We start from the raw sequence: 19,693 nt of genomic DNA, 5'->3' as shown, positions 1-19,693 counted from the left end.
ACCAGTCGCCAACAACCTAACTCCCGGCCGGACTTGATGGTGCCCGACCGGCGATCCGGCCGTTCCGGCACCCGCGAGCCGTCCCACGAACCCCCTGCGGGAAATGACATCCCTGCTGGTCAGAGACCATCCCGCCGCCTCGGCGTCCCGAATCCCGGGCGGACTGTGGCGCCGGCGGGCGATCATCACTCAGGCTGAGGCCCGCACCCCAGCCATCCCACAGAAGGCCCCCACGACCATGCCCGCCATCCGCCGCTCGCTCACCGCCCTGCTCCTCGCCGCGCTCGTCGCGCTCGGCCTGACGGGATGCCAGGACGGCACGGGTCTCAAGGACGAGGGCCCGGCGACCAGTCACGCCCGGTCCCTGCGCGCCCCCGGCCCCCCGCACACGACGAGGCCGCCCGGCGGAGAGCCGGGCGGCCTCGGAGGTCGCTGAGGAGATCAGCCGGCGTAGACCGGCGCCTCCTTCGGGTTCGGGCCGTACTTGTTCGGACCCGGCTCGCTGTCCAGGCAGGTGAAGACCAGCAGCGTGATGCCGCCGACGAGCGGGACGATCCCGAACAGCAGCCACCAGCCGGAGCGGCCGGTGTCGTGCAGCCGGCGGACACCGACACCCAGGCTGGGGAGCAGGATGGCGAGCCAGAAGATGACCAGGAGGATCGAGAACGCGGACGACTTCGTCGCGACGGACAGCACGCTCAGCACCACGTAGATGATGCCGACGAACAAGGTGTACATCCAGTACTCCTTGCGGCGCGCGCGCCCGCTGAACACCGCGTACTTCTTCAGCACTTCGAGAAACCAGCTCATGGTGCGTCCCCCAGGGATCGACGTTCGGACCATCCGGAACGGATCAGGCCAAGCGCAGAAGGTAGGGATGCTGACGAGAACTCGTCAATTCCCCATGGCGAGCCCACCATTTCCCGTGGCTGCCCCATGGCTGCCGCACAGGTGTCCGCAAATACGGACAGATCCACCCAAGATCCATCACCAGCCACGGTGAATCGCCCGCCGGGCAACGCGAGTTCACGCGGTCGAGTTGCTTCCGTTGCCGAACCGAAGGCGTTCCGATGCAGGTCGGTGGCCGATTCGAGGCCTGATCTGTTCCGTACCGTTGCCGATTCAGCGCAACTTTTGCGCCACCTCGGTCGCCCAGTACGTCAGGATGTTCCGCGCACCGGCCCGCTTGATGCCGGTGAGGGCCTCCAGGATCGCCCGGTCGCGGTCGATCCAGCCCTTCTCGGCGGCGGCCTCGATCATCGAGTACTCGCCGGAGATCTGGTAGGCGGCCACCGGCACGTCCACGCTGTCGGCGACCCGCGCGACGATGTCGAGGTAGGGGCCCGCGGGCTTGACCATCACCATGTCGGCCCCCTCCTCCAGGTCCAGGGCCAGCTCCCGCAGCGCGTCACCGATGTTGGCCGGGTCCTGCTGGTACGTCTTGCGGTCACCCTGGAGCGAGGAGCCGACGGCCTCGCGGAAGGGGCCGTAGAAGGCGGAGGCGTACTTGACGGTGTAGGCGAGGACGGCCACGTCCTCGCGGCCGATCTGGTCGAGCGCGTCCCGGATGACCCCGATCTGCCCGTCCATCATGCCGCTGGGGCCCACGACATGAGCGCCGGCGTCGGCCTGCACCTGGGCCATCTCGGCGTACCGCTCCAGCGTCGCGTCGTTGTCGACGCGTCCCTGCTCGTCGAGCACACCGCAGTGCCCGTGGTCGGTCGTCTCGTCGAGGCACAGGTCGGACATGACCAACAGCTCGTCGCCGACCTCGGCCCGCACATCGCGGATCGCGACCTGCAGGATCCCGTCCGGGTCGGTGCCCGGCGTCCCGATGGCGTCCTTCTTCGACTCCTCCGGCACCCCGAACAGCATGATCCCGGAGATCCCGGCCTCCACCGCCTCCGCGGCCGCCTTCTTCAGGCTGTCCCGCGTGTGCTGGACGACACCGGGCATCGCGGCGATCGGCACGGGCTCGCTCACACCCTCCCGCACGAAGGCGGGGAGGATGAAGTCGGCCGGGTGCAGCCGCGTCTCGGCGACCATGCGCCGCATCACGGGAGTGGTCCGCAGCCGACGGGGTCGGGTACCGGGAAACGATCCGTACTTCGACATGCCCTCTACGCTACGCCCGCCCCGGGAGCACCTTTGCCGACGCCGTGTCGAGCGCCCACCCGCTGCACCGGAAACGGGCGGAGCGCCCCGCACGCGACGCACGGGACGCTCCACCGACTCCTCAGGTCGTCCGGCGTCGCCGGGCCCCCGGCCGTCGCTCGCTCGGCCGGGTCACCGGGTCCCCGGCCTCCAGCGCGGCGGTACGGCGGCGTAGGCCGTAGTCGGCGAGCGCCTCCGCCAGCTTGTGCACGGACGGCTCCGGGGCCATGACGTCCACCCGCAGCCCGTGCTCCTCGGCGGTCTTCGCGGTGGCCGGGCCGATACAGGCGATCACCGTCACGTTGTGCGGCTTGCCCGCGATGCCCACGAGGTTCCGCACGGTCGAGGACGACGTGAACAGAACGGCGTCGAAACCGCCGCCCTTGATCGCCTCCCGCGTCTCCGCCGGCGGCGGCGAGGCCCGCACGGTCCGGTACGCGGTGACGTCGTCGACCTCCCAGCCCAGCTCGATCAGCCCGGCGACCAGGGTCTCGGTGGCGATGTCGGCGCGCGGCAGGAACACCCGGTCGATCGGGTCGAAGACCGGGTCGTAGGGCGGCCAGTCCTCCAGCAGACCGGCCGCGGACTGCTCCCCGCTCGGCACCAGGTCCGGCTTCACACCGAAGGCGACCAGCGCCTTCGCCGTCTGCTCGCCCACCGCGGCGACCTTGATCCCCGCGAAGGCCCGGGCGTCGAGCCCGTACTCCTCGAACTTCTCCCGCACGGCTCGGACGGCGTTCACCGAGGTGAACGCGATCCACTCGTAGCGCCCGGTCACGAGCCCCTTCACGGCCCGCTCCATCTGCTGGGGCGTGCGCGGCGGCTCGACGGCGATCGTCGGGACCTCGTGCGGCACGGCCCCGTAGGACCGCAGCTGGTCGGAGAGCGACGCCGCCTGCTCCTTCGTCCGCGGCACGAGAACCTTCCAGCCGAACAGCGGCTTGTTCTCGAACCAGGACAGCTGGTCGCGCTGGGCGGCGGCGGAACGCTCACCGACCACGGCTATCACCGGCCGGCCGCCGTCCGGCGAGGGCAGCACCTTCGCCTGCTTCAGCGTCTGCGCGACCGTGCCGAGCGTCGCGGTCCAGGTCCGCTGCCGAGTGGTCGTACCGGCGACCGTGACGGTAATCGGGGTGTCCGGCTTACGGCCGGCCGACACCAGCTCGCCCGCCGCCGCGCCGACCGAGTCGAGCGTCGTGGAGACGACGACCGTGCCGTCCGAGGCGCCCACCTCCGTCCAGCACCGGTCGGAGGCCGTACGCGCGTCCACGAACCGCACGTCGGCGCCCTCGGCGTCCCGCAGCGGCACACCGGCGTACGCGGGCACGCCGACGGCCGCGGCGACACCCGGCACGACCTCGAACGGAACGCCCTCACGGACGCACGCCAGCATCTCCCCGGCGGCGTAGGCGTCCAGACCGGGGTCCCCGGACACCGCACGGACGACCCGCCTGCCGCCCCGCGCGGCCTCCATGACAAGATATGCGGCATCCCGTACCGCGGGGGCCCCAACGGTTGTTGACGTGCCGTCAACGACCGCCAGCTGAGGTGTGCCCGTGCCCGGAACAGGGTCCGACGAAGGACCCCCGTCCGTGTGCACCTCGGCGACGCCCTGCCGGGCGTGCTGGCGCACCACGTCGAGCACGTCGTGCTCGGCGACGAGGACGTCCGCGTTCGCCAGCGCCTCAACGGCGCGCAGAGTCAGCAGTCCCGGATCCCCGGGTCCGGCACCCAGGAAGGTGACGTGCCCGTGATCGAGGCCGGTGGGAAGGGTGGTGGGGCTCACTGTGCTCGCTCCCCCATCAGACCGGCCGCGCCCTGGGCAAGCATCTCGGCCGCGAGCTCACGGCCGAGCGCCGTTGCCTGGTCGTATGTCTCGGGCACGGGACCGGTGGTGGACAGCTGCACCGTACGGACGCCGTCGGTCGTGCCGACGACGCCTCGCAGGCGCATTTCCTTGACAATCTGCCCGTCGGCCAGAAGGTCGGCCAGCGCGCCCACAGGGGCGCTGCAGCCGGCCTCCAGGGCGGCGAGCAGTGACCGTTCGGCGGTCACGGCGGCCCGGGTGAACGGGTCGTCGAGTTCGCCGAGCGCGGCGATCAGGTCCGCGTGGTCCGCGGCGCATTCGATCGCCAGGGCCCCCTGGCCGGGGGCGGGCAGAACCGTGTCTATCGACAGGAAGTCGGTGACCTCGTCGATCCGGCCTATCCGGCTCAGGCCGGCGGCGGCCAGGACGACGGCGTCCAGCTCACCGTCGTGCACGTACCGGATCCGGGTGTCGACGTTCCCCCGGATCGGCACGGTCTCTATGTCGAGCCCGTGCCCGCGCGCGTACGCGTTCAGCTGGGCCATCCGCCGCGGCGAACCCGTTCCGATCCGCGCCCCGCGGGGCAGGTCGGTGAACTTCAGCGCGTCCCGGGCGACGATGACGTCCCTCGGGTCCTCGCGTTCCGGTACGGCGGCCAGGACCAGGTCCTCGGGCTGCGCGGTCGGCAGGTCTTTGAGCGAATGAACCGCGAAGTCGACCTCCCCCCGCAGCAGCGCGTCGCGCAGCGCCGTGACGAACACGCCGGTGCCGCCGATCTGCGCGAGGTGCTCGCGGGAGGTGTCGCCGTACGTGGTGATCTCGACCAGCTCGACGGGCCGGCCGGTCACCCGGCTCACGGCCTCCGCCACCTGCCCGGACTGGGCCATGGCGAGTCTGCTCCGCCTGGTCCCCAGTCTCAGTGTCCTGTCACTCATGCCGGCCCTCGGTCCTTGCTGTTCTCGGGTTCGTCGTCGGCGCGCTCGGCGCGGGAGACGGCCGCGACCGTCTCCTGGTCCAGGTCGAAGAGGGTGCGCAACGCGTCCGCGTACCCAGCCCCGCCCGGCTCAGCCGCGAGTTGCTTGACCCGTACGGTCGGCGCGTGCAGCAGCTTGTCGACGACACGCTTCACTGTCTGCGTGATCTCCGCGCGGTGCTTGTCGTCCAGCTCCGGCAGCCGCCCCTCGAGCCGCGCGATCTCGTTCGCGACGACATCGGCGGCCATGGTCCGCAGCGCCACCACGGTCGGTGTGATGTGGGCCGCCCTGAGCGCCGCCCCGAAGGCGGCGACCTCGTCGGCGACGATCCGCCGCACCTGGTCGACGTCGGCCGCCATGGGCGCGTCCGCGGACGCCTCGGCCAGCGACTCGATGTCCACCAGCCGCACCCCGCCCAGCCGGTGCACGGCCGCGTCGATGTCCCGGGGCATGGCCAGGTCCAGCAGGAACAGCACGGGCGCGGGCCGCGGCGGCCCGACCACGGGTTCGGGCTTACGCCGCTCCGGGATCCGTCCGACGGTGGCGGCGAGCGCGGCCAGCGCGACGATGGCGTCGGCGTCCTGCGCGGGATCGAACGAGGCACCGGCCCCGCCCGTCTGCGGCCGAGGCGCGTTGTCCACCCAGGCAGCATGCTGCTCAAGCTCAGCAGCAGCCATCCCGGCCACGGCCCCTTCCCCGATCACGGAGAAGTCGGCGACGGCCGGTATAGGGGCCAGATCAAGCGGACAGCTCTCATCGCCACCGCCCAGGCCGCGGGCAGTCGCGTCGGCGCCGTCGCCCTCGCCGCTCAAGCTGCGGGCATTCGTGCCGCCTAGGGCGGCTCCCGACCCAAAGCGGGGCGGCACCTCGCCAGCGCCGAGTCGCGCGACGTCCTCCCGGCCAGCTACCGCATCCGGCACGTCCAGAACACCGCGTCCAGAAACCGCCGCGGCAACCGCCTCAGCCGACAGCACCAGACCAGTGGCCCCCGTACAAGACACCACAACATCGGCACGTGTCAGCTCACCCGGCACCGATTCCATCGACACCGCCCGAGCCGCAACCCCCGCGTCACCCCCGTCGGAGAGGATCTCCGCAAGCCGCTCGGCCCGATCAGCCGTACGGTTCGCGATCACCACCTCACCGACCCCGGCCCGCGCCAACGTCGCCGCCGCCAGCGACGACATCGACCCGGCCCCGATGACCAGCGCCTTCTTCCCCCGGGCCCACGCCTGCACATCCGCACCGGCGGCCAGCTGCTCCAGACCGAAGGTCACGAGCGACTGCCCGGCCCGGTCGATCCCCGTCTCGGAGTGCGCCCGCTTCCCGACCCGCAACGCCTGCTGGAACAGATCGTTGAGCAGTCGCCCGGCGGTGTGCAGATCCTGCGCCTTGGCCAGCGAGTCCTTTATCTGCCCGAGGATCTGCCCCTCACCGACGACCATCGAGTCCAGCCCGCAGGCCACGGAGAACAGATGGTGGACGGCACGGTCCTCGTAGTGCACGTACAGATAGGGCGTCAGCTCATCGAGCCCCACCCCGCTGTGCTGCGCCAGCAGCGTCGACAGCTCGGCGACCCCCGCGTGGAACTTGTCCACGTCCGCGTACAACTCGATCCGGTTGCACGTGGCAAGCACCGCCGCCTCGCTCGCCGGCTCCGCGGCGACCGTGTCCTGCAACAGCTTGACCTGGGCGTCCATCCCCAGCGTGGCCCGCTCCAGCACGCTGACCGGGGCGCTGCGATGGCTCAGCCCGACGACGAGGAGACTCATGCCGGCATCACGGCGGGTACGTCCCCGTCGGGTCCCTGCTCGGCGGACTCCTCGCGCGGAGCGGCGGCCGGGTGCGAACCGTCGGCCGCCGCGCCCTCCTCCACGGCCTTGCGCTGCTCGTGGAAGGCGAGGATCTGCAGCTCGATCGAGAGGTCGACCTTGCGCACGTCGACGCCGTCCGGCACGGACAGCACGGTCGGCGCGAAGTTCAGGATGGAGGTGACCCCGGCGGCCACGAGCCGGTCGCAGACCTGCTGGGCGGCACCGGCGGGAGTGGCGATCACACCGATCGACACGCCGTTGTCCTCGATGATCTTCTCCAGGTCATCGGTGTGCTGCACGGGGATCCCGGCGACCGGCTTGCCGGCCATCGCCGGATCGGCGTCGATCAGCGCGGCGACCCGGAAGCCACGGGAGGCGAACCCGCCGTAGTTGGCCAGGGCGGCGCCGAGGTTACCGATGCCGACGATGACGACCGGCCAGTCCTGGGTGAGCCCCAGCTCGCGGGAGATCTGGTAGACGAGGTACTCGACGTCATAGCCGACACCGCGGGTGCCGTACGAGCCCAGGTATGAGAAGTCCTTGCGGAGCTTGGCGGAGTTGACCCCCGCCGCGGCCGCGAGCTCCTCGGAGGAGACCGTGGGTACCGAGCGCTCCGACAGTGCGGTCAGGGCTCGGAGGTACAGCGGAAGCCTGGCGACGGTGGCCTCGGGAATCCCTCGGCTACGGGTCGCCGGTCGGTGAGTTCGGCCAGTTGCCACGGTGCTCCTGCGGGTAGAGCGGGGCTGCAGGCGGTCACACGTTCCTGGACCGCCCCGTCGAATGCAGGCTATGTCTTTGTGAACGCGTGCACAAAGATGGTGTCCGATTTGCCCGGGCAACGTGACCGGGGTCACGCACATACGTCCCAGGCGCATCCCAGGGGGCAAAACCGACACTCTCCTCGCGAATCCCGCCCCCGAGACCAGATCTCCGTCGATCCTAAGCGACGTCCGGGCCGTCTTGTACTAATCAGTCAGTTCCCGGCGCAACCGGCCCTCGTCGACACGCCAGAACGTGTGCTGCTTCCCGTCGACGAGCACGACCGGGATCTGTTCCCAGTACTCGTCGTACAGAGCCCGGTCCCGGGTGATGTCCTTCTGCTCCCAGGGCACGCCGAGTTCGCCGCACACCTTCTCCACGACGAGCTGCGCGTCCTCGCACAGATGGCAGTCGGGCTTGCCGATGAGAGTGACCAACCGCTCATGCGGAGCGGGCTTACGCCGGAAGATGGAAGCCATGTCGGCCATTGTCCCGCCTGTTTAACGACACGGTCGTGCAGTGTTCACAGCCTCCAAACCTCTCGACTCCGGAACCATCCAACAGAATGGCTATGCTCACGGGCATGGCCGCTCTCGGATGGCTCACTCCCCGTAGGCGCTCCGCCACGGCGCGGAGCGTGTTGGCAGGCGAGGCCTCGGCGGAGGCCGCGCGCAAGTCCTCGCAGGACGTCCCCCATGAGGAACCGGAGTTCCCGGTCCTCGGCGACGACAAGGCTGCCGCGTTCTTCGACCTGGACAACACCGTGATGCAAGGTGCTGCCCTCTTCCACTTCGGCCGCGGCCTGTACAAGCGGAAGTTCTTCGAGACCCGCGACCTCGCCCGGTTCGCCTGGCAGCAGGCCTGGTTCCGCCTCGCCGGCGTCGAGGACCCCGAGCACATGCAGGAGGCCCGCGACTCCGCGCTGTCCATCGTCAAGGGCCACCGCGTCGCCGAACTGCAGTCGATCGGCGAGGAGATCTACGACGAGTACATGGCCGAGCGCATCTGGCCGGGCACCCGCGCCCTCGCCCAGGCCCACCTGGACGCCGGCCAGAAGGTGTGGTTGGTCACAGCGGCCCCGGTGGAGATCGCCACGGTGATCGCCCGCCGTCTCGGCCTCACCGGCGCCCTCGGCACGGTCGCCGAGTCGGTCGACGGCGTCTACACGGGCAAGCTGGTCGGCGAGCCCCTGCACGGCCCCGCGAAGGCGGAGGCGGTCCGCGCCCTGGCCGCGGCGGAGGGCCTCGACCTCTCCCGCTGCGCCGCCTACAGCGACAGCCACAACGACATCCCCATGCTGTCCCTGGTGGGCCACCCCTACGCCATCAACCCGGACACCAAGCTCCGCAAACACGCCCGAAACCTCGACTGGCGCCTGCGGGACTACAGGACGGGCAGGAAGGCCGCGAAGGTCGGCATCCCGGCGGCGGCCGGAGTGGGCGCGGTGGCAGGCGGCACTGCAGCCGCGATCGCCATCAGCCGACGCCGCCGCTGAGCGCCCCGCAGGGGCGCTTCAGGGGCGCGGGTCTGTATCGATGTGCGGCTCCGCCGCGTGGGCGCGAGCAACCACAACGGACGCGCACCCAAAACACAAGGCGTACCCCGCTGCATGTGCCGACAGTCCTCTTGTCGGCGCACAGCCACAACACGCCCTGATCCCACCCCCAACCCGGTCCCTTCCGATCAACAACCGGTCACTCTCCGGCACTTGACAGGGCGTCATTCGGTTACAGAAGCGACGTAATCGATGATTTGAGCAACTCGGTGTAGCAGCGCCTGCACGAAGCGTTATTCTCCTCAGACGCAAACCGGTACCCCTCCGTCGCTACGACGGGTGAACGGTCCCGCACTGCACGTGATGGAAGCTCTGCCTCTGGGAGTCCCGTGTCCTCACACGTCGGGGTTGACGCCTCGGGCCTGGCTACGCTGCGCGCAACGGTCCAACGGCTGCTGCGCGACTTCGTCCCCACCGCGTACGCCGTCCCCGCTCTCGCCGTAGCCACCACCCCCGTCGGCCCGTGCTACGCGCTCGCCGACGGCGGCGCCGCCGTCGGCAGACGCGGTCGTACGGCCGGTACCACCACCGTCCGCCGTCCGGCCGCGGACAGCGACAGCGCGCGGATGATGGACCTGGTCGAGCGCGCCCAGGCCGGCGAGGCCGACGCCTTCGGACGCCTCTACGACCAGTACAGCGACACCGTCTACCGGTACATCTATTACCGCGTCGGCGGAAAGGCCACCGCCGAGGACCTCACCAGCGAGACGTTCCTGCGCGCCCTGCGTCGCATCGGCACGTTCACCTGGCAGGGCCGCGACTTCGGCGCCTGGCTGGTCACGATCGCCCGCAACCTGGTGGCCGACCACTTCAAGTCCAGCCGCTTCCGGCTGGAGGTCACCACCGGCGAGATGCTCGACGCCAACGAGGTCGAGCGCTCGCCCGAGGACTCCGTCCTGGAGTCCCTGTCGAACGCCGCGCTGCTGGACGCCGTGCGCCGGCTGAACCCGCAGCAGCAGGAGTGCGTCACACTCCGCTTCCTGCAGGGCCTGTCCGTCGCCGAGACCGCGCGCGTGATGGGCAAGAACGAGGGCGCGATCAAGACGCTCCAGTACCGGGCCGTCCGCACCCTCGCCCGTCTTCTGCCGGACGACGCCCGCTGAGCCGGCACCGGTACCGGCACCCTCAGTGACGCCCAACTCGCCCACAGTGAAAGTCCGTTGACTCCTCGATCCGTTCATCCGCCGTCCGTAACCCAAGTGCCGCGCCGCTCGTTGTGCGGGATGCAGGCTCCCTGTGGTCACTCCCCGGCCGACTTCGATCGCCCGATCGTGTGGATGTCGTCGGGGCGTGCAACCCTCAGGACCCCCTGGGGAGTCGACCGTCATGACGAGAGGAGGTGCCGCCAGTGATCGCGAACGTATCGGCGCACCGGCGGGCGAACGCCTTCGCCCAGGCCCTGGACGAGCAGCCCGACCGGGACACGGCGGCCGAGCAGTCCGAATCGCCCCCACTGGTGGCGGAGCGGACCGATCAGGCCGAGCTGTTGGCCCTGGTGGTCGACCTCGGCGAGCTGCCCAAGCCGGAGCTGGACCCCGAGGTCAAGGTCGTCCAGCGGGCCCGGCTGGTGGCCGCGTTCGAGGCCATGCTGCAGGAGGGCGCGGGTGGCGAGGCGGCGGATGCTGCGGTGCCCGAGCAGCGCTCCCACCGAGCCGGAGGCTCGCACCGGGCGAGTGGGCTGGGCAAGCTGCGTCCGCGATCCCGGCTGACCAAGGGGCTCGCCGCGGGCGGGCTCAGTGTCGGTGTCGCCGCGGGAGCCTTCGGCGGGGTCGCCGCCGCCAGCTCGGACGCGCTGCCCGGTGACTCGCTCTACGGCCTCAAGCGCGGCATCGAGGACTTCAAGCTCAACTACCTCACCGACGGCGCCGACGAGCAGGGCCAGGCCTATCTCGACCTGGCCTCCACCCGGTTCAACGAGGCCCGTCGGCTGCTCGACCGGGGCCGCGGCGGCCATCTCGACCACGAGTCCCTGGGCGAGATCCGGCGCACCCTGTCGGGCATGACGCACGACGCGAGCGAGGGCCACCGCCTGCTGCACGAGGCGTACGAGCGCGATCCGCACCAGCTGGGGCCCATCCAGGCCCTCTCCGTCTTCTCCCGCTCCCACCGCGAGGCCTGGGGCGCCCTGCGCGACAAGCTCCCGGTCCAGCTCGGGGACGTCAGTGAGCAGGTGTCGTCGGTGTTCGCCGCCATAGACGAAGAGGTCGCCCCGCTGCAGTCGCTGCTCCCCCAGCCCCCGGCCCAGGGCGGCGACAGCGGCCGGCACGGCTCGGGTACGGCGTCGACGGGCACGTCCGGCTCCGGCCACGGCTCGACGGCACCCGGCACGGGCGGCGACGGCACCTCCGAGACCGGCCACTCCAGCGGCCCCAGCAAGTCGGCGTCCACCGGCAACGACGGCCTGCTAGGCGGCAACACGGGCGGCCTGCTCGACCCGCCCAAGTCCAGCGGCAGCGCCTCCCCGTCCGAGACCAAGTCCCCCACGACCAACCCGGACGTCACCATCCCACCCCTCCTCCCAGGCATCCTCCCCGGCCTGGGCATCAACGGCGAGGAAACAAACTCCTAGCCGGTACGACAGTGGGGGCGCCCCTTCCAGGAGGGGCGCCCCCACTGTCGTACCCCTAGAAGAAAACAGACCGCCGCTGCACCAACAGCTTGGCCCCTCTTGTCCGCCGCACTCGCACCGCTCCGCGGGCTTCGCACGGCCGCGCCGGACTCCGTCCGTCGTCCCTCCCAACCGCCACTCGCCTCAGAAGAAGACAGACCGCCGCTGCACCAACAGCTTGTACAAGGTGTGCTGGATCTGTTCCCTGACCTGGTCCGTCAGGTTGAACATCAGCATCGGGTCCTCGGCGGCCTCCGGCGGATAGCCGTCCGTCAGGATCGGCTCGCCGAACTGGATCGTCCACTTGGTCGGGAGCGGAATGGCACCCAGGGGACCCAGCCACGGGAAGGTCGGCGTCAACGGAAAGTACGGGAAGCCGAGCAGGCGCGCCAGGGTCTTCGCGTTGCCGATCATCGGGTAGATCTCCTCCGCGCCGACGATCGAGCACGGGATGATCGGTGTGCCCCTGCGCAGGGCCGTGGAGACGAAGCCGCCGCGGCCGAAGCGCTGCAGCTTGTAGCGCTCGCTGAAGGGCTTGCCGATGCCCTTGAAGCCCTCCGGCATGACCCCGACCAACTCGCCCTGCCCGAGCAGCCGTTCCGCGTCCTCCGCGCAGGCCAGGGTGTGGCCGAGCTTGCGGGCCAGTTCGTTGACCACCGGCAGCACGAAGACGAGGTCCGCGGCCAGCAGGCGCAGATGCCGGCCGGCGGGGTGGTGGTCGTGGACGGCGACCTGCATCATCAGACCGTCCAGCGGCAGCGTCCCGGAATGGTTGGCGACGATCAGCGCACCGCCCTCGGCCGGGATGTTCTCGACGCCCTTCACCTCGACCCGGAAGTATTTCTCGTACACCGGGCGCAGCAGGGACATCAGGACCTGGTCGGTCAGCTCCTCGTCGTACCCGAAGTCGTCGACCTCGTAGTCGCCGGTGAGGCGCCGGCGCAGGAAGTCCAGCCCCCCGGCGATCCGGCGCTCGAGGCCACCGTCGTCCCGCGGCTTCTCGGCCGGCTGTTCCTCACGCGTCACGGGAACATCATCCTGCGCCGGACCCCTGCCCGGCAGGGGCTGGACCTCACCGACCAGCGCGGAATCCGCGTTCTTGCGCCTGCTCCCCGCGCCCCGGCGCCGCGTCGGCCGCTGCACGGCGCCCCCGCGGGACCGGTCGTCGTCGAACGGAATGACCTTGGCGTCCGCCATCGTTGATGCGCTCCTCAGTTGGCGCTCTGCGTCGGGGGGTGGCCACCGCCCAGGACGGGCAGTGCGGCGATCCGGTCGACGGCCCCAGCGAGGGCCTCCGGCGGCAGCAGTCCGGGTCCGTGACTGCGGGCGAAGTCCGCGAACGTCTCCGCGGTCGTGTACTTCGGCCTGAAGCCGAGCGTCTCTCGCATCTGGTCCGTCGCCACGACCCGGCCGTGCGTCAGCAGCCGGATCTGCTCGGGCGAGAAGTCCGTCATTCCCAGCGTACGCACCAGCGAGCCGGCCCAGGTGACGGCGGGCAGCAGCAGGGGCACGGTGGGCTTGCCGAGCCGCCGTGAGCACTGCGACAGCAGCAGCACGCCGTCACCGGCGATGTTGAAGGTGCCGCTGTTGAGCGTGCCGCGCTCCGGCTCGTGCGAGGCGATCCGCAGCACCTCCATCACGTCGTCCTCGTGGACGAACTGCAGCCGCGGGTCGTAGCCGAACACGGTCGGCAGCACGGGCAGCGAGAAATACGAGGCGAGCGGGGTGTCCGCGGCCGGCCCCAGGATGTTGGCGAACCGCAGCACGGCCACCGCCACATCCGGCCGCCGCCGCGCGAATCCGCGCACATACCCCTCGACCTCGACCGCGTCCTTCGCGAACCCGCCGGAGGGCAGCGACTTGGGCGGGGTCGTCTCGGTGAACACGGCCGGGTCGCGCGACGCGGAGCCGTAGACGTTCGTACTGGACTTCACCACCAGCCGCTTCACCGTCGGCGACTTCTGGCAGGCACCCAGCAGCTGCATGGTGCCGATGACGTTGGTCTCCTTGACCGTGGTCCGGCTGCCACTGCCCAGCGCCATCGCCGTCACGTCCAGGTGTACGACCGTGTCGGCGGCGGTCTCCGCGAGGACCCGCGCGATACCGGGCTGCCGGATGTCGGCCTGGATGAAGTCGGCACCCCCGAGATGGTGCTCGGGAGGGACCGCGTCCACGGCGATGACCCGGTCCACCTGCGGGTCACGCTGAATCCGTCGTACGAACCGGCCCCCGAGCCTGCGGGCCACTCCGGTCACGAGCACGACCTTGCCCAAGATCAGCGCCTTCCTTCCAGACCGTCCGGTAGTCGTAGCCTGCCGCGTTCCCCGTGTGCGGCCAACTTAGCGGGTCGATGTTGCGCTGTGATGACCGCCCAATGCACGAAGTAACGACATCCACAGACGTACGAACAGAGCAAGCCATGTGAATCGCGTGCGTAGGCACCGACACGCCGGGAGCGCATATGCGTGTGGCCCCCCACCCAGTCTGGTGGGGGGCCACAGAACACGCTCTACGGCGCCGCTTACTTCTTGTTGCGACGCTGAACGCGCGTGCGCTTGAGCAGCTTGCGGTGCTTCTTCTTGGCCATCCGCTTGCGCCGCTTCTTGATAACAGAGCCCACGACTACCCTCGCTCACTTCTCATCACTCGGTGTTTGGGCGCCATGGGCCCACACGACCTACGAGGGGCTAGCCTACCGGTCCGAGCGCTGAGGTCGTAATCGAGGTTGCCGGGGGAGATCCCGAAGTGCCCTGAGGATCTCCCCGAAGCCACGTCGTCAGGCGGTTTCCACCCCCACGTAACTCTCGCGGAGGTACTCGTGAACCGCGTTCTCGGGGACGCGGAAGGACCGCCCCACCCTGATCGCGGGCAGATGACCGCTGTGCACCAGCCGGTACACGGTCATCTTCGACACTCGCATCACCGAGGCGACCTCCGCCACGGTAAGGAACTGAACCTCGCTCAGAGGCCTCTGCTCAGCAGCCATGACACACCTGAACCTTCCGCACTCGACGGCCACCGGCTTCCCCTTCCGGTGACTCTTCGTCGCTGCGTGCTCACTCCCCAATGTAGGGGCGGGTGATGCGAGTGGGGAAGAGGTGCACCCATCGCAGGCCTACTGTGACAGACACGCTCGATTGAGTACGTAGCGGGTCAGCGGCCGGTAGTAAGCGGACCGCACGGCGTCATCAAGTGGAACGACGACGGACACGCGCCCCTCGGCCTCCCCCACGAACAGCGCGGGGTCGTCCGTATCGGCGAGACCGATGGCCTCGAACCCCAGCTGACCTGCCCCGCAGACCCAGCCGTGGTCTCCGACGACGAGCTCGGGCAGCGGCCCGCCGCCCTCCGCGGCCGCCGCCAGCGCCAGTCGAACCGGGAGCGGTGAGTGCGTGTGTGCGCCGGTCGCACAACCGGGTCGAGCGGCACCGGGTTGCCGGACGAGCGCGACACCTCGTACGTACTCAAGGTTGTACGTACGTAGACCGAACCGGGTCGTTATGTCGACACGGCGACCATGCGCCGGTGTGAGGACGTCACATCCCGCCGCCGACAGCGCGTCCGCCAAGGCTGCGTAGAAACCGAGCAGCCGGTGCGGGTGTCCGGTGCCGAGCAGCACGGGAGCGCCACGCTGGGCCACCACGGCCAGACGCCCGGCGAACGCGTCCAGAGCGACCAGTGTCCGTTCGGGATCGATCACATCATGACCGGAAACATGGCCAGGATCGCCAGAAACCCCACACTTGTCCGCCATCAAACCGATCACATCCCGCTCCCGCCACCTCCCTTCGGGATCGAGACCGATCAGCACCCGGGGATCCCGCGCGGCGAAGAGCCGATAACTGCGCAGACTCTCCTCCCGCGAGGTGGCGACGGCCCCGGCGAGACGAGCGGCCAGCAGATGGGCTCGCAGGGCCTCGGTGCTCAACACGTCAGCGATGGTGACGGACGGCCACGGCCCGGACCACACGAACAGCCAAACACCCCACAGTTGGCGTAACGGGCCGTACGCGGCACGGCCGTTCCCCGGGCCGGCTACGCCAGCAGCCCCCGCAGCGGGAACACCGCCCGCCGGGTCGCCAGCACCGCCTGGTCCAGGCGGTCGGCGGGGTCGTACCCCTGGTCCCAGCCCGCGAAGGACACCGGCCACCGCCCGTCCGTCATCCGCGCCGGCGCCAACTGCCGGGTCCGCGCGAAGACTTCCTGCCGCCAGCCCTCCGGGATCATCGCCTCCGGCTCCACCGGCCGCCCCGCCGCGATCCCCACGAGATGCGTCCACGACCGCGGCACGACCTCGACCACGGCATAACCGCCACCGCCCAGCGCGACCCACCGCCCGTCGGCGTACTCGTGCGCCAGATCGTGACAGGCCACCTGCACGGCCCGCTGCGCGTCCAGGGAGACGGCGAGATGCGCGAGCGGATCCTCGAAGTGCGTGTCGGCACCGTGCTGGCTCACCAGCACCTGCGGCCGGAAGTCCGCGATCAGCTCCGGCACCACCGCGTGAAAAGCCCGCAGCCACCCCGCGTCCCCGGTCCCCGCCGGCAGCGCGACGTTGACCGCCGACCCCTCCGCCGAGTCCGCGCCCGTCTCCTCCGGCCACCCGGTCTGCGGGAACAGCGTCCGCGGATGCTCGTGCAGGGAGATCGTCAGAACCCGCGGATCCTCCCAGAAGGCCGCCTGCACGCCGTCCCCGTGATGCACGTCCACGTCGACGTAGGCGATCCGCTCGGCCCCCAGCTCCAGCAGCCGCGCGATCGCGAGCGAGGCGTCGTTGTAGATGCAGAACCCGGACGCACCGCCCGGCATCGCGTGGTGCAGCCCGCCCGCGAAGTTCACGGCGTGCAGCGCCTCACCCCGCCACACGGCCTCCGCCGCCCCCACCGACTGTCCGGCGATCATCGCCGACACCTCGTGCATCCCGGCGAAGGCGGGATCGTCCATCGTCCCGAGCCCGTACGCCCCGTCCGCGGCCCCCGGATCCGCCGAGGCCGCCTTCACGGCCGCGATGTAGTCCTCCCGGTGGACGAGCCGCAGGGTCGACTCCCCGGCGGGCTTGGCAGCCGCCACATGGACGTCCTTGTCGAGCCCGAAGGCGTCGACAAGCCGCCGGGTCAGGGCGAGCCGGACCGGGTCCATCGGATGGTCCGGACCGAAGTCATAGCCCGTTACTGCCTCGTCCCACATCAGCTGTGCGCGGCCGCTCATGCCCGCCACCGTATCGGTCCGACGCGGGAGCGAACGAGCGGGCGTAGACCAGGGTCACCAGCACCAACACCATCGGCACGAGCATCGCCCAGCGGTAGCTCCACGCGTCCCCCAGCGCCCCCACGAGCGGCGACCCGATCAGAAAGCCGACGTAGTTGAACACATTCAGCCGCGCCACGGCCGCGTCGGACGCCCCGGGGAACAACCGCCCGGCGGCCGCGAAGGTCTGCGGCACCAGCACACACAGCCCGAGCCCCAGCAGAGTGAACCCCAGCATCCCGACCCACGGCCCGGGCGCCAGAGCCACCACGGCGAACCCGCCCGCGGCCACCACCGCCCCCAGCCGCACGACCGCCACGGCCCCGAACCGCCGTACCCCCAGGTCCCCCAGCGACCGCCCCACCAGCGTGGTCACCATGTACACGTTGTACGGCACCGTCGAGAGCTGCTCCGAACTGCCGAGCACGTCCTTCAGGTACTTGGCGCTCCAGTTGGAGACGGTCGAGTCCCCGATGTACGCGAAGGTCATCACCAGACACAGCGGCAGCAGCAGCTTGAAGACGACCGACTGCCCCTGGCTCCGCTCCTCCGCCAACACGGCCACGGGATCGGCGTCGACATACCACCGGCTCCCGATCAGCACGACCGGCAGCAGCACCGCGACGACCGGCAGATACGACACCCACAGCGCGAGATGCCAGTGCGCCCCCACCCAGGCCAGCGAGGCCCCCACGATGCCGCCCAGACTGAACGCGGCATGGAAGCTGAGCATGATGCTGCGCCGGTACGACCGCTGCAGGCTCACCCCGAGCATGTTCATCGAGGCGTCCAGCCCGCCCACGGCCAGCCCGAAGGCGGCCAGCGCGATCCCAAGCTCGGCCAGCTGGTCCCCCGACCCGACACCGACCAGCGCCAGCATCACCACCGGCTGCAGACAGCGCAGCAGCACGCTGGGCCGTATTCGCTTCACCAGCTGCTCGGTCGTCACGCTTCCGACGCCGGCCAGGATGGGCACGGCGGCCAGGAAGGCGGGCAGCAGCGCGTCGGAGACGCCGTACCGGTCCTGGATGGCCGGGATGCGGGTCACCAGAAGGGCGAAGGTGGCGCCCTGGGCGAAGAAGCTCAACGCCAAAGAGGCCCTACCGCGCCGCAAGACATCTGTCATGGCGGCGAGCGTAGGGCCCCTGGCTACCTGTGGGTAGATCAAGCCAAAGATGAATTTCCTTCACCTTTACCTTCGGTGCCTTCAGGCGGCGACAGCGACCTCGGGAACCTCGGCGGTGTCGGCGGCGGCCACCTCGGCGGTGACCATCCGCGCCATCGGCTCGGCGGCGACCTTACGGCTGACGAAGAGGGCCAGCGTGATCGTGCCCGCGAGGATGACCGACCCGAGCCAGACCATGGTGTCGACGGGCACCGTGTACGCCCCGACGATCCGCACGGCGCACTCAGCGAGCAGGGCCACGCCCCACACCACCGAGAACACCCGCTCCAGCCGCCGGAACGCCGCCGACCCGACCGCCAGCCGCTCCCAGGCGGCCTCCCTCGCCGCGTCCCCGCGCGTCAGGAAGGGCTTGAACCCCTCGGTCATCATCGGCCGACCCATCGCCACCGACACCAGGACGGCGATCCCGATCACGCTGCTGACCCCGCTGTCCTTGGCGAGCATCAGCCGCGGGTCGCCCGAGAGGAAACTCAGCGCCAAGGACACCACGTTCACCACCAGGATGAGCGCGGCGAGCGAGTTCGCCCTCCGCTCCCTGACTGCGCTCCACACGGTCCGCACGGCCGGCACCACACTGCTCAGCGCCAGTGCGGCGAAGGTGCCGACCCCGAAGGCGTCCTTGAAGAGGTAGTACGACCCGACGGGCACCGCCACGTCCACGATCAGCGGCCCGAAGGTGCTCTGCTTGTTCGCCTTCTCGGTGTTGCTCGTCTTCGTCGTCATGCCCTCTACCTTCGCGGAGGGCACCCCCGCGGCAGTAGAAACGATCGTCCAGGGCTCGGCATGACATTTGTCAGCCGAGCAGCCCTGCCAACTCACACATGTCGCTGAACAGTTGGGTGGCCCTGGCGAGCTTGGCGGCCGGCGTCATGGCGGTGAACCCGTAGACGTCCATCCCGGCCGCGACAGCCGCCCGCACCCCCAGCGGACTGTCCTCGACGACCACACACCGCTCCGGCGCGACACCCATCCGCTCGGCCGCGTACAGGAACAGATCCGGCGCCGGCTTCCCCCGCCCCACGTCCTCGGAGCTGAAGATCTGCTCCTCCCCGAACCACCGGTCCAGCCCGGTCTTCCGATGCCCCACCCGAATCCGCTCATGGCTCCCGGAGGACGCCACGCAGTACGGCACCCCGTCCGCCGCGAGCTTCCCCAGCACGTCGACGGCCCCGGGCATCGCCTCCAACTCCCGCTCGAAGGCGGCGAACACCCGCCCATGGAAGACGTCGTCGAAGTCGTCCGGGAGCCGTCGTCCCGTCCGCTCCAGCACCAGGTCATGCACCCGGTGCATCGCCGACCCCATGTAGTCCCGGATGGAGTCCTCGTACGACGTCGGATGCCCCAGCTCGGTCAGATAGGCGGCCAGGAGCCGGTTGGAGATGGGCTCACTGTCGACGAGGACGCCGTCGTTGTCGAAGATGACGAGGTCGTAGCGCATGGAGTCACTGTAAACGCAGAAAACCCCGCACCGGAAAGGTGCGGGGTTTTCTCAATAATTGTTCGGCGGCGTCCTACTCTCCCACAGGGTCCCCCCTGCAGTACCATCGGCGCTGTAAGGCTTAGCTTCCGGGTTCGGAATGTAACCGGGC

General features: G+C 70.1%; 20 protein-coding genes and 1 rRNA gene. 4 read left to right on the top strand and 17 right to left on the bottom strand.

The annotated features are described in order from the left end of the window. Positions 1–103 precede the first annotated feature (103 nt). The gene (locus ACWCQ1_RS22970) at positions 104–436 is read left to right on the top strand and encodes a hypothetical protein (RefSeq protein WP_358592962.1); all 333 of its coding nucleotides are present in this window, start codon (positions 104–106) and stop codon (positions 434–436) included. Positions 437–441: 5 nt separating this feature from the next. On the opposite strand, the gene ACWCQ1_RS22965 is transcribed toward ACWCQ1_RS22970, so the two are convergent. The 7 genes from ACWCQ1_RS22965 to ACWCQ1_RS22935 all read right to left on the bottom strand — a co-directional run bounded on the left by ACWCQ1_RS22965 (position 442) and on the right by ACWCQ1_RS22935 (position 7,996). After that, positions 442–810 (bottom strand): DUF805 domain-containing protein, encoded by a 369-nt coding sequence (locus ACWCQ1_RS22965; RefSeq protein WP_358592960.1) that lies wholly within the window; start codon positions 808–810, stop codon positions 442–444. A 312-nt stretch (positions 811–1,122) separates the two neighbouring features. Further along, entirely contained in the window at positions 1,123–2,115 is a 993-nt protein-coding gene (gene hemB / locus ACWCQ1_RS22960) for a porphobilinogen synthase (protein ID WP_451027245.1), read from the bottom strand. Between the two features lie 121 nt (positions 2,116–2,236). Further along, a complete protein-coding gene (locus tag ACWCQ1_RS22955) occupies positions 2,237–3,940 on the bottom strand; it encodes a uroporphyrinogen-III synthase (RefSeq protein ID WP_451027244.1) in 1,704 nt (567 codons plus the stop codon). Further along, the gene (gene hemC, locus ACWCQ1_RS22950) at positions 3,937–4,896 is read right to left on the bottom strand and encodes a hydroxymethylbilane synthase (protein WP_133043497.1); all 960 of its coding nucleotides are present in this window, start codon (positions 4,894–4,896) and stop codon (positions 3,937–3,939) included. The genes ACWCQ1_RS22955 and hemC overlap by 4 nt, the downstream gene beginning before the upstream one ends. After that, positions 4,893–6,707, bottom strand: a complete 1,815-nt coding sequence (locus ACWCQ1_RS22945; protein ID WP_451027243.1) for a glutamyl-tRNA reductase — start codon at positions 6,705–6,707, stop codon at positions 4,893–4,895. The genes hemC and ACWCQ1_RS22945 overlap by 4 nt, the downstream gene beginning before the upstream one ends. Continuing rightward, the gene (locus tag ACWCQ1_RS22940) at positions 6,704–7,468 is read right to left on the bottom strand and encodes a redox-sensing transcriptional repressor Rex (protein ID WP_133043499.1); all 765 of its coding nucleotides are present in this window, start codon (positions 7,466–7,468) and stop codon (positions 6,704–6,706) included. Before ACWCQ1_RS22940 ends, ACWCQ1_RS22945 begins: the two co-directional genes overlap by 4 nt. A gap of 246 nt (positions 7,469–7,714) precedes the next feature. Next, on the bottom strand, positions 7,715–7,996 hold the full coding sequence (locus ACWCQ1_RS22935) for a glutaredoxin family protein (RefSeq protein ID WP_358592952.1): 282 nt from the start codon (positions 7,994–7,996) through the stop codon (positions 7,715–7,717). Between the two features lie 95 nt (positions 7,997–8,091). Between ACWCQ1_RS22935 and ACWCQ1_RS22930 the strand changes: the two genes are divergently transcribed. From ACWCQ1_RS22930 to ACWCQ1_RS22920, 3 genes are all read left to right on the top strand, one after another. Beyond that, complete coding sequence (locus tag ACWCQ1_RS22930; RefSeq protein WP_133043501.1) at positions 8,092–9,003, top strand: HAD family hydrolase; 912 nt, start codon at positions 8,092–8,094, stop codon at positions 9,001–9,003. A gap of 389 nt (positions 9,004–9,392) precedes the next feature. Then, a complete protein-coding gene (locus tag ACWCQ1_RS22925; RefSeq protein WP_358592949.1) occupies positions 9,393–10,166 on the top strand; it encodes an ECF subfamily RNA polymerase sigma factor, BldN family in 774 nt (257 codons plus the stop codon). A 245-nt stretch (positions 10,167–10,411) separates the two neighbouring features. Continuing rightward, on the top strand, positions 10,412–11,632 hold the full coding sequence (locus tag ACWCQ1_RS22920) for a DUF5667 domain-containing protein (RefSeq protein WP_451027242.1): 1,221 nt from the start codon (positions 10,412–10,414) through the stop codon (positions 11,630–11,632). Positions 11,633–11,815: 183 nt separating this feature from the next. Here the strand turns inward: ACWCQ1_RS22920 and ACWCQ1_RS22915 are convergent, their stop codons facing one another. The 10 genes from ACWCQ1_RS22915 to rrf all read right to left on the bottom strand — a co-directional run. Further along, positions 11,816–12,868 carry a lysophospholipid acyltransferase family protein gene (locus ACWCQ1_RS22915; RefSeq protein WP_133043504.1) on the bottom strand — a complete coding sequence of 351 codons (1,053 nt, stop codon included), beginning with the start codon at positions 12,866–12,868 and terminating at the stop codon, positions 11,816–11,818. 14 nt (positions 12,869–12,882) lie between these two features. Next, positions 12,883–13,944: an NAD-dependent epimerase/dehydratase family protein gene (locus ACWCQ1_RS22910; RefSeq protein WP_133043505.1), complete on the bottom strand. Its 1,062-nt coding sequence runs from the start codon at positions 13,942–13,944 to the stop codon at positions 12,883–12,885. A 248-nt stretch (positions 13,945–14,192) separates the two neighbouring features. Then, the gene (locus ACWCQ1_RS22905) at positions 14,193–14,291 is read right to left on the bottom strand and encodes a 30S ribosomal protein bS22 (RefSeq protein WP_003948845.1); all 99 of its coding nucleotides are present in this window, start codon (positions 14,289–14,291) and stop codon (positions 14,193–14,195) included. A gap of 156 nt (positions 14,292–14,447) precedes the next feature. Next, positions 14,448–14,657 carry a helix-turn-helix domain-containing protein gene (locus ACWCQ1_RS22900; RefSeq protein WP_016437488.1) on the bottom strand — a complete coding sequence of 70 codons (210 nt, stop codon included), beginning with the start codon at positions 14,655–14,657 and terminating at the stop codon, positions 14,448–14,450. A 129-nt stretch (positions 14,658–14,786) separates the two neighbouring features. Further along, on the bottom strand, positions 14,787–15,602 hold the full coding sequence (locus ACWCQ1_RS22895) for a phosphatase (protein ID WP_358592942.1): 816 nt from the start codon (positions 15,600–15,602) through the stop codon (positions 14,787–14,789). Positions 15,603–15,706: 104 nt separating this feature from the next. Beyond that, entirely contained in the window at positions 15,707–16,879 is a 1,173-nt protein-coding gene (locus ACWCQ1_RS22890; protein WP_133043506.1) for an acetoin utilization protein AcuC, read from the bottom strand. Continuing rightward, on the bottom strand, positions 16,830–18,044 hold the full coding sequence (locus ACWCQ1_RS22885) for an MFS transporter (RefSeq protein ID WP_451027241.1): 1,215 nt from the start codon (positions 18,042–18,044) through the stop codon (positions 16,830–16,832). The genes ACWCQ1_RS22890 and ACWCQ1_RS22885 overlap by 50 nt, the downstream gene beginning before the upstream one ends. An 81-nt stretch (positions 18,045–18,125) precedes the next feature. Then, the gene (locus ACWCQ1_RS22880) at positions 18,126–18,827 is read right to left on the bottom strand and encodes a VC0807 family protein (RefSeq protein WP_358592939.1); all 702 of its coding nucleotides are present in this window, start codon (positions 18,825–18,827) and stop codon (positions 18,126–18,128) included. Positions 18,828–18,897: 70 nt separating this feature from the next. Beyond that, positions 18,898–19,542 carry an HAD family hydrolase gene (locus ACWCQ1_RS22875; RefSeq protein WP_451027240.1) on the bottom strand — a complete coding sequence of 215 codons (645 nt, stop codon included), beginning with the start codon at positions 19,540–19,542 and terminating at the stop codon, positions 18,898–18,900. Positions 19,543–19,602: 60 nt separating this feature from the next. Then, positions 19,603–19,693 (bottom strand): 5S ribosomal RNA (gene rrf / locus ACWCQ1_RS22870); the annotation flags it as partial.

The sequence above is a fragment of the Streptomyces sp. NPDC002144 genome, from assembly GCF_053593695.1.
Note: the sequence above shows the minus strand (reverse complement) of the source record. Positions and strands in the feature narration are given on the sequence as shown.

Excerpts from the sequence above, each read along its gene's own strand:
- ACWCQ1_RS22970 (WP_358592962.1), top strand. The coding sequence starts at position 104 with ATGACATCCCTGCTGGTCAGAGACCATCCCGCCGCCTCGGCGTCCCGA.
- ACWCQ1_RS22965 (WP_358592960.1), bottom strand. The coding sequence starts at position 810 with ATGAGCTGGTTTCTCGAAGTGCTGAAGAAGTACGCGGTGTTCAGCGGG.
- hemB (WP_451027245.1), bottom strand. The coding sequence starts at position 2,115 with ATGTCGAAGTACGGATCGTTTCCCGGTACCCGACCCCGTCGGCTGCGG.
- hemC (WP_133043497.1), bottom strand. The coding sequence starts at position 4,896 with ATGAGTGACAGGACACTGAGACTGGGGACCAGGCGGAGCAGACTCGCC.
- ACWCQ1_RS22945 (WP_451027243.1), bottom strand. The coding sequence starts at position 6,707 with ATGAGTCTCCTCGTCGTCGGGCTGAGCCATCGCAGCGCCCCGGTCAGC.
- ACWCQ1_RS22935 (WP_358592952.1), bottom strand. The coding sequence starts at position 7,996 with ATGGCCGACATGGCTTCCATCTTCCGGCGTAAGCCCGCTCCGCATGAG.
- ACWCQ1_RS22930 (WP_133043501.1), top strand. The coding sequence starts at position 8,092 with ATGGCCGCTCTCGGATGGCTCACTCCCCGTAGGCGCTCCGCCACGGCG.
- ACWCQ1_RS22915 (WP_133043504.1), bottom strand. The coding sequence starts at position 12,868 with ATGGCGGACGCCAAGGTCATTCCGTTCGACGACGACCGGTCCCGCGGG.
- ACWCQ1_RS22900 (WP_016437488.1), bottom strand. The coding sequence starts at position 14,657 with ATGGCTGCTGAGCAGAGGCCTCTGAGCGAGGTTCAGTTCCTTACCGTG.
- ACWCQ1_RS22890 (WP_133043506.1), bottom strand. The coding sequence starts at position 16,879 with ATGAGCGGCCGCGCACAGCTGATGTGGGACGAGGCAGTAACGGGCTAT.
- ACWCQ1_RS22885 (WP_451027241.1), bottom strand. The coding sequence starts at position 18,044 with ATGACAGATGTCTTGCGGCGCGGTAGGGCCTCTTTGGCGTTGAGCTTC.
- ACWCQ1_RS22880 (WP_358592939.1), bottom strand. The coding sequence starts at position 18,827 with ATGACGACGAAGACGAGCAACACCGAGAAGGCGAACAAGCAGAGCACC.
- ACWCQ1_RS22875 (WP_451027240.1), bottom strand. The coding sequence starts at position 19,542 with ATGCGCTACGACCTCGTCATCTTCGACAACGACGGCGTCCTCGTCGAC.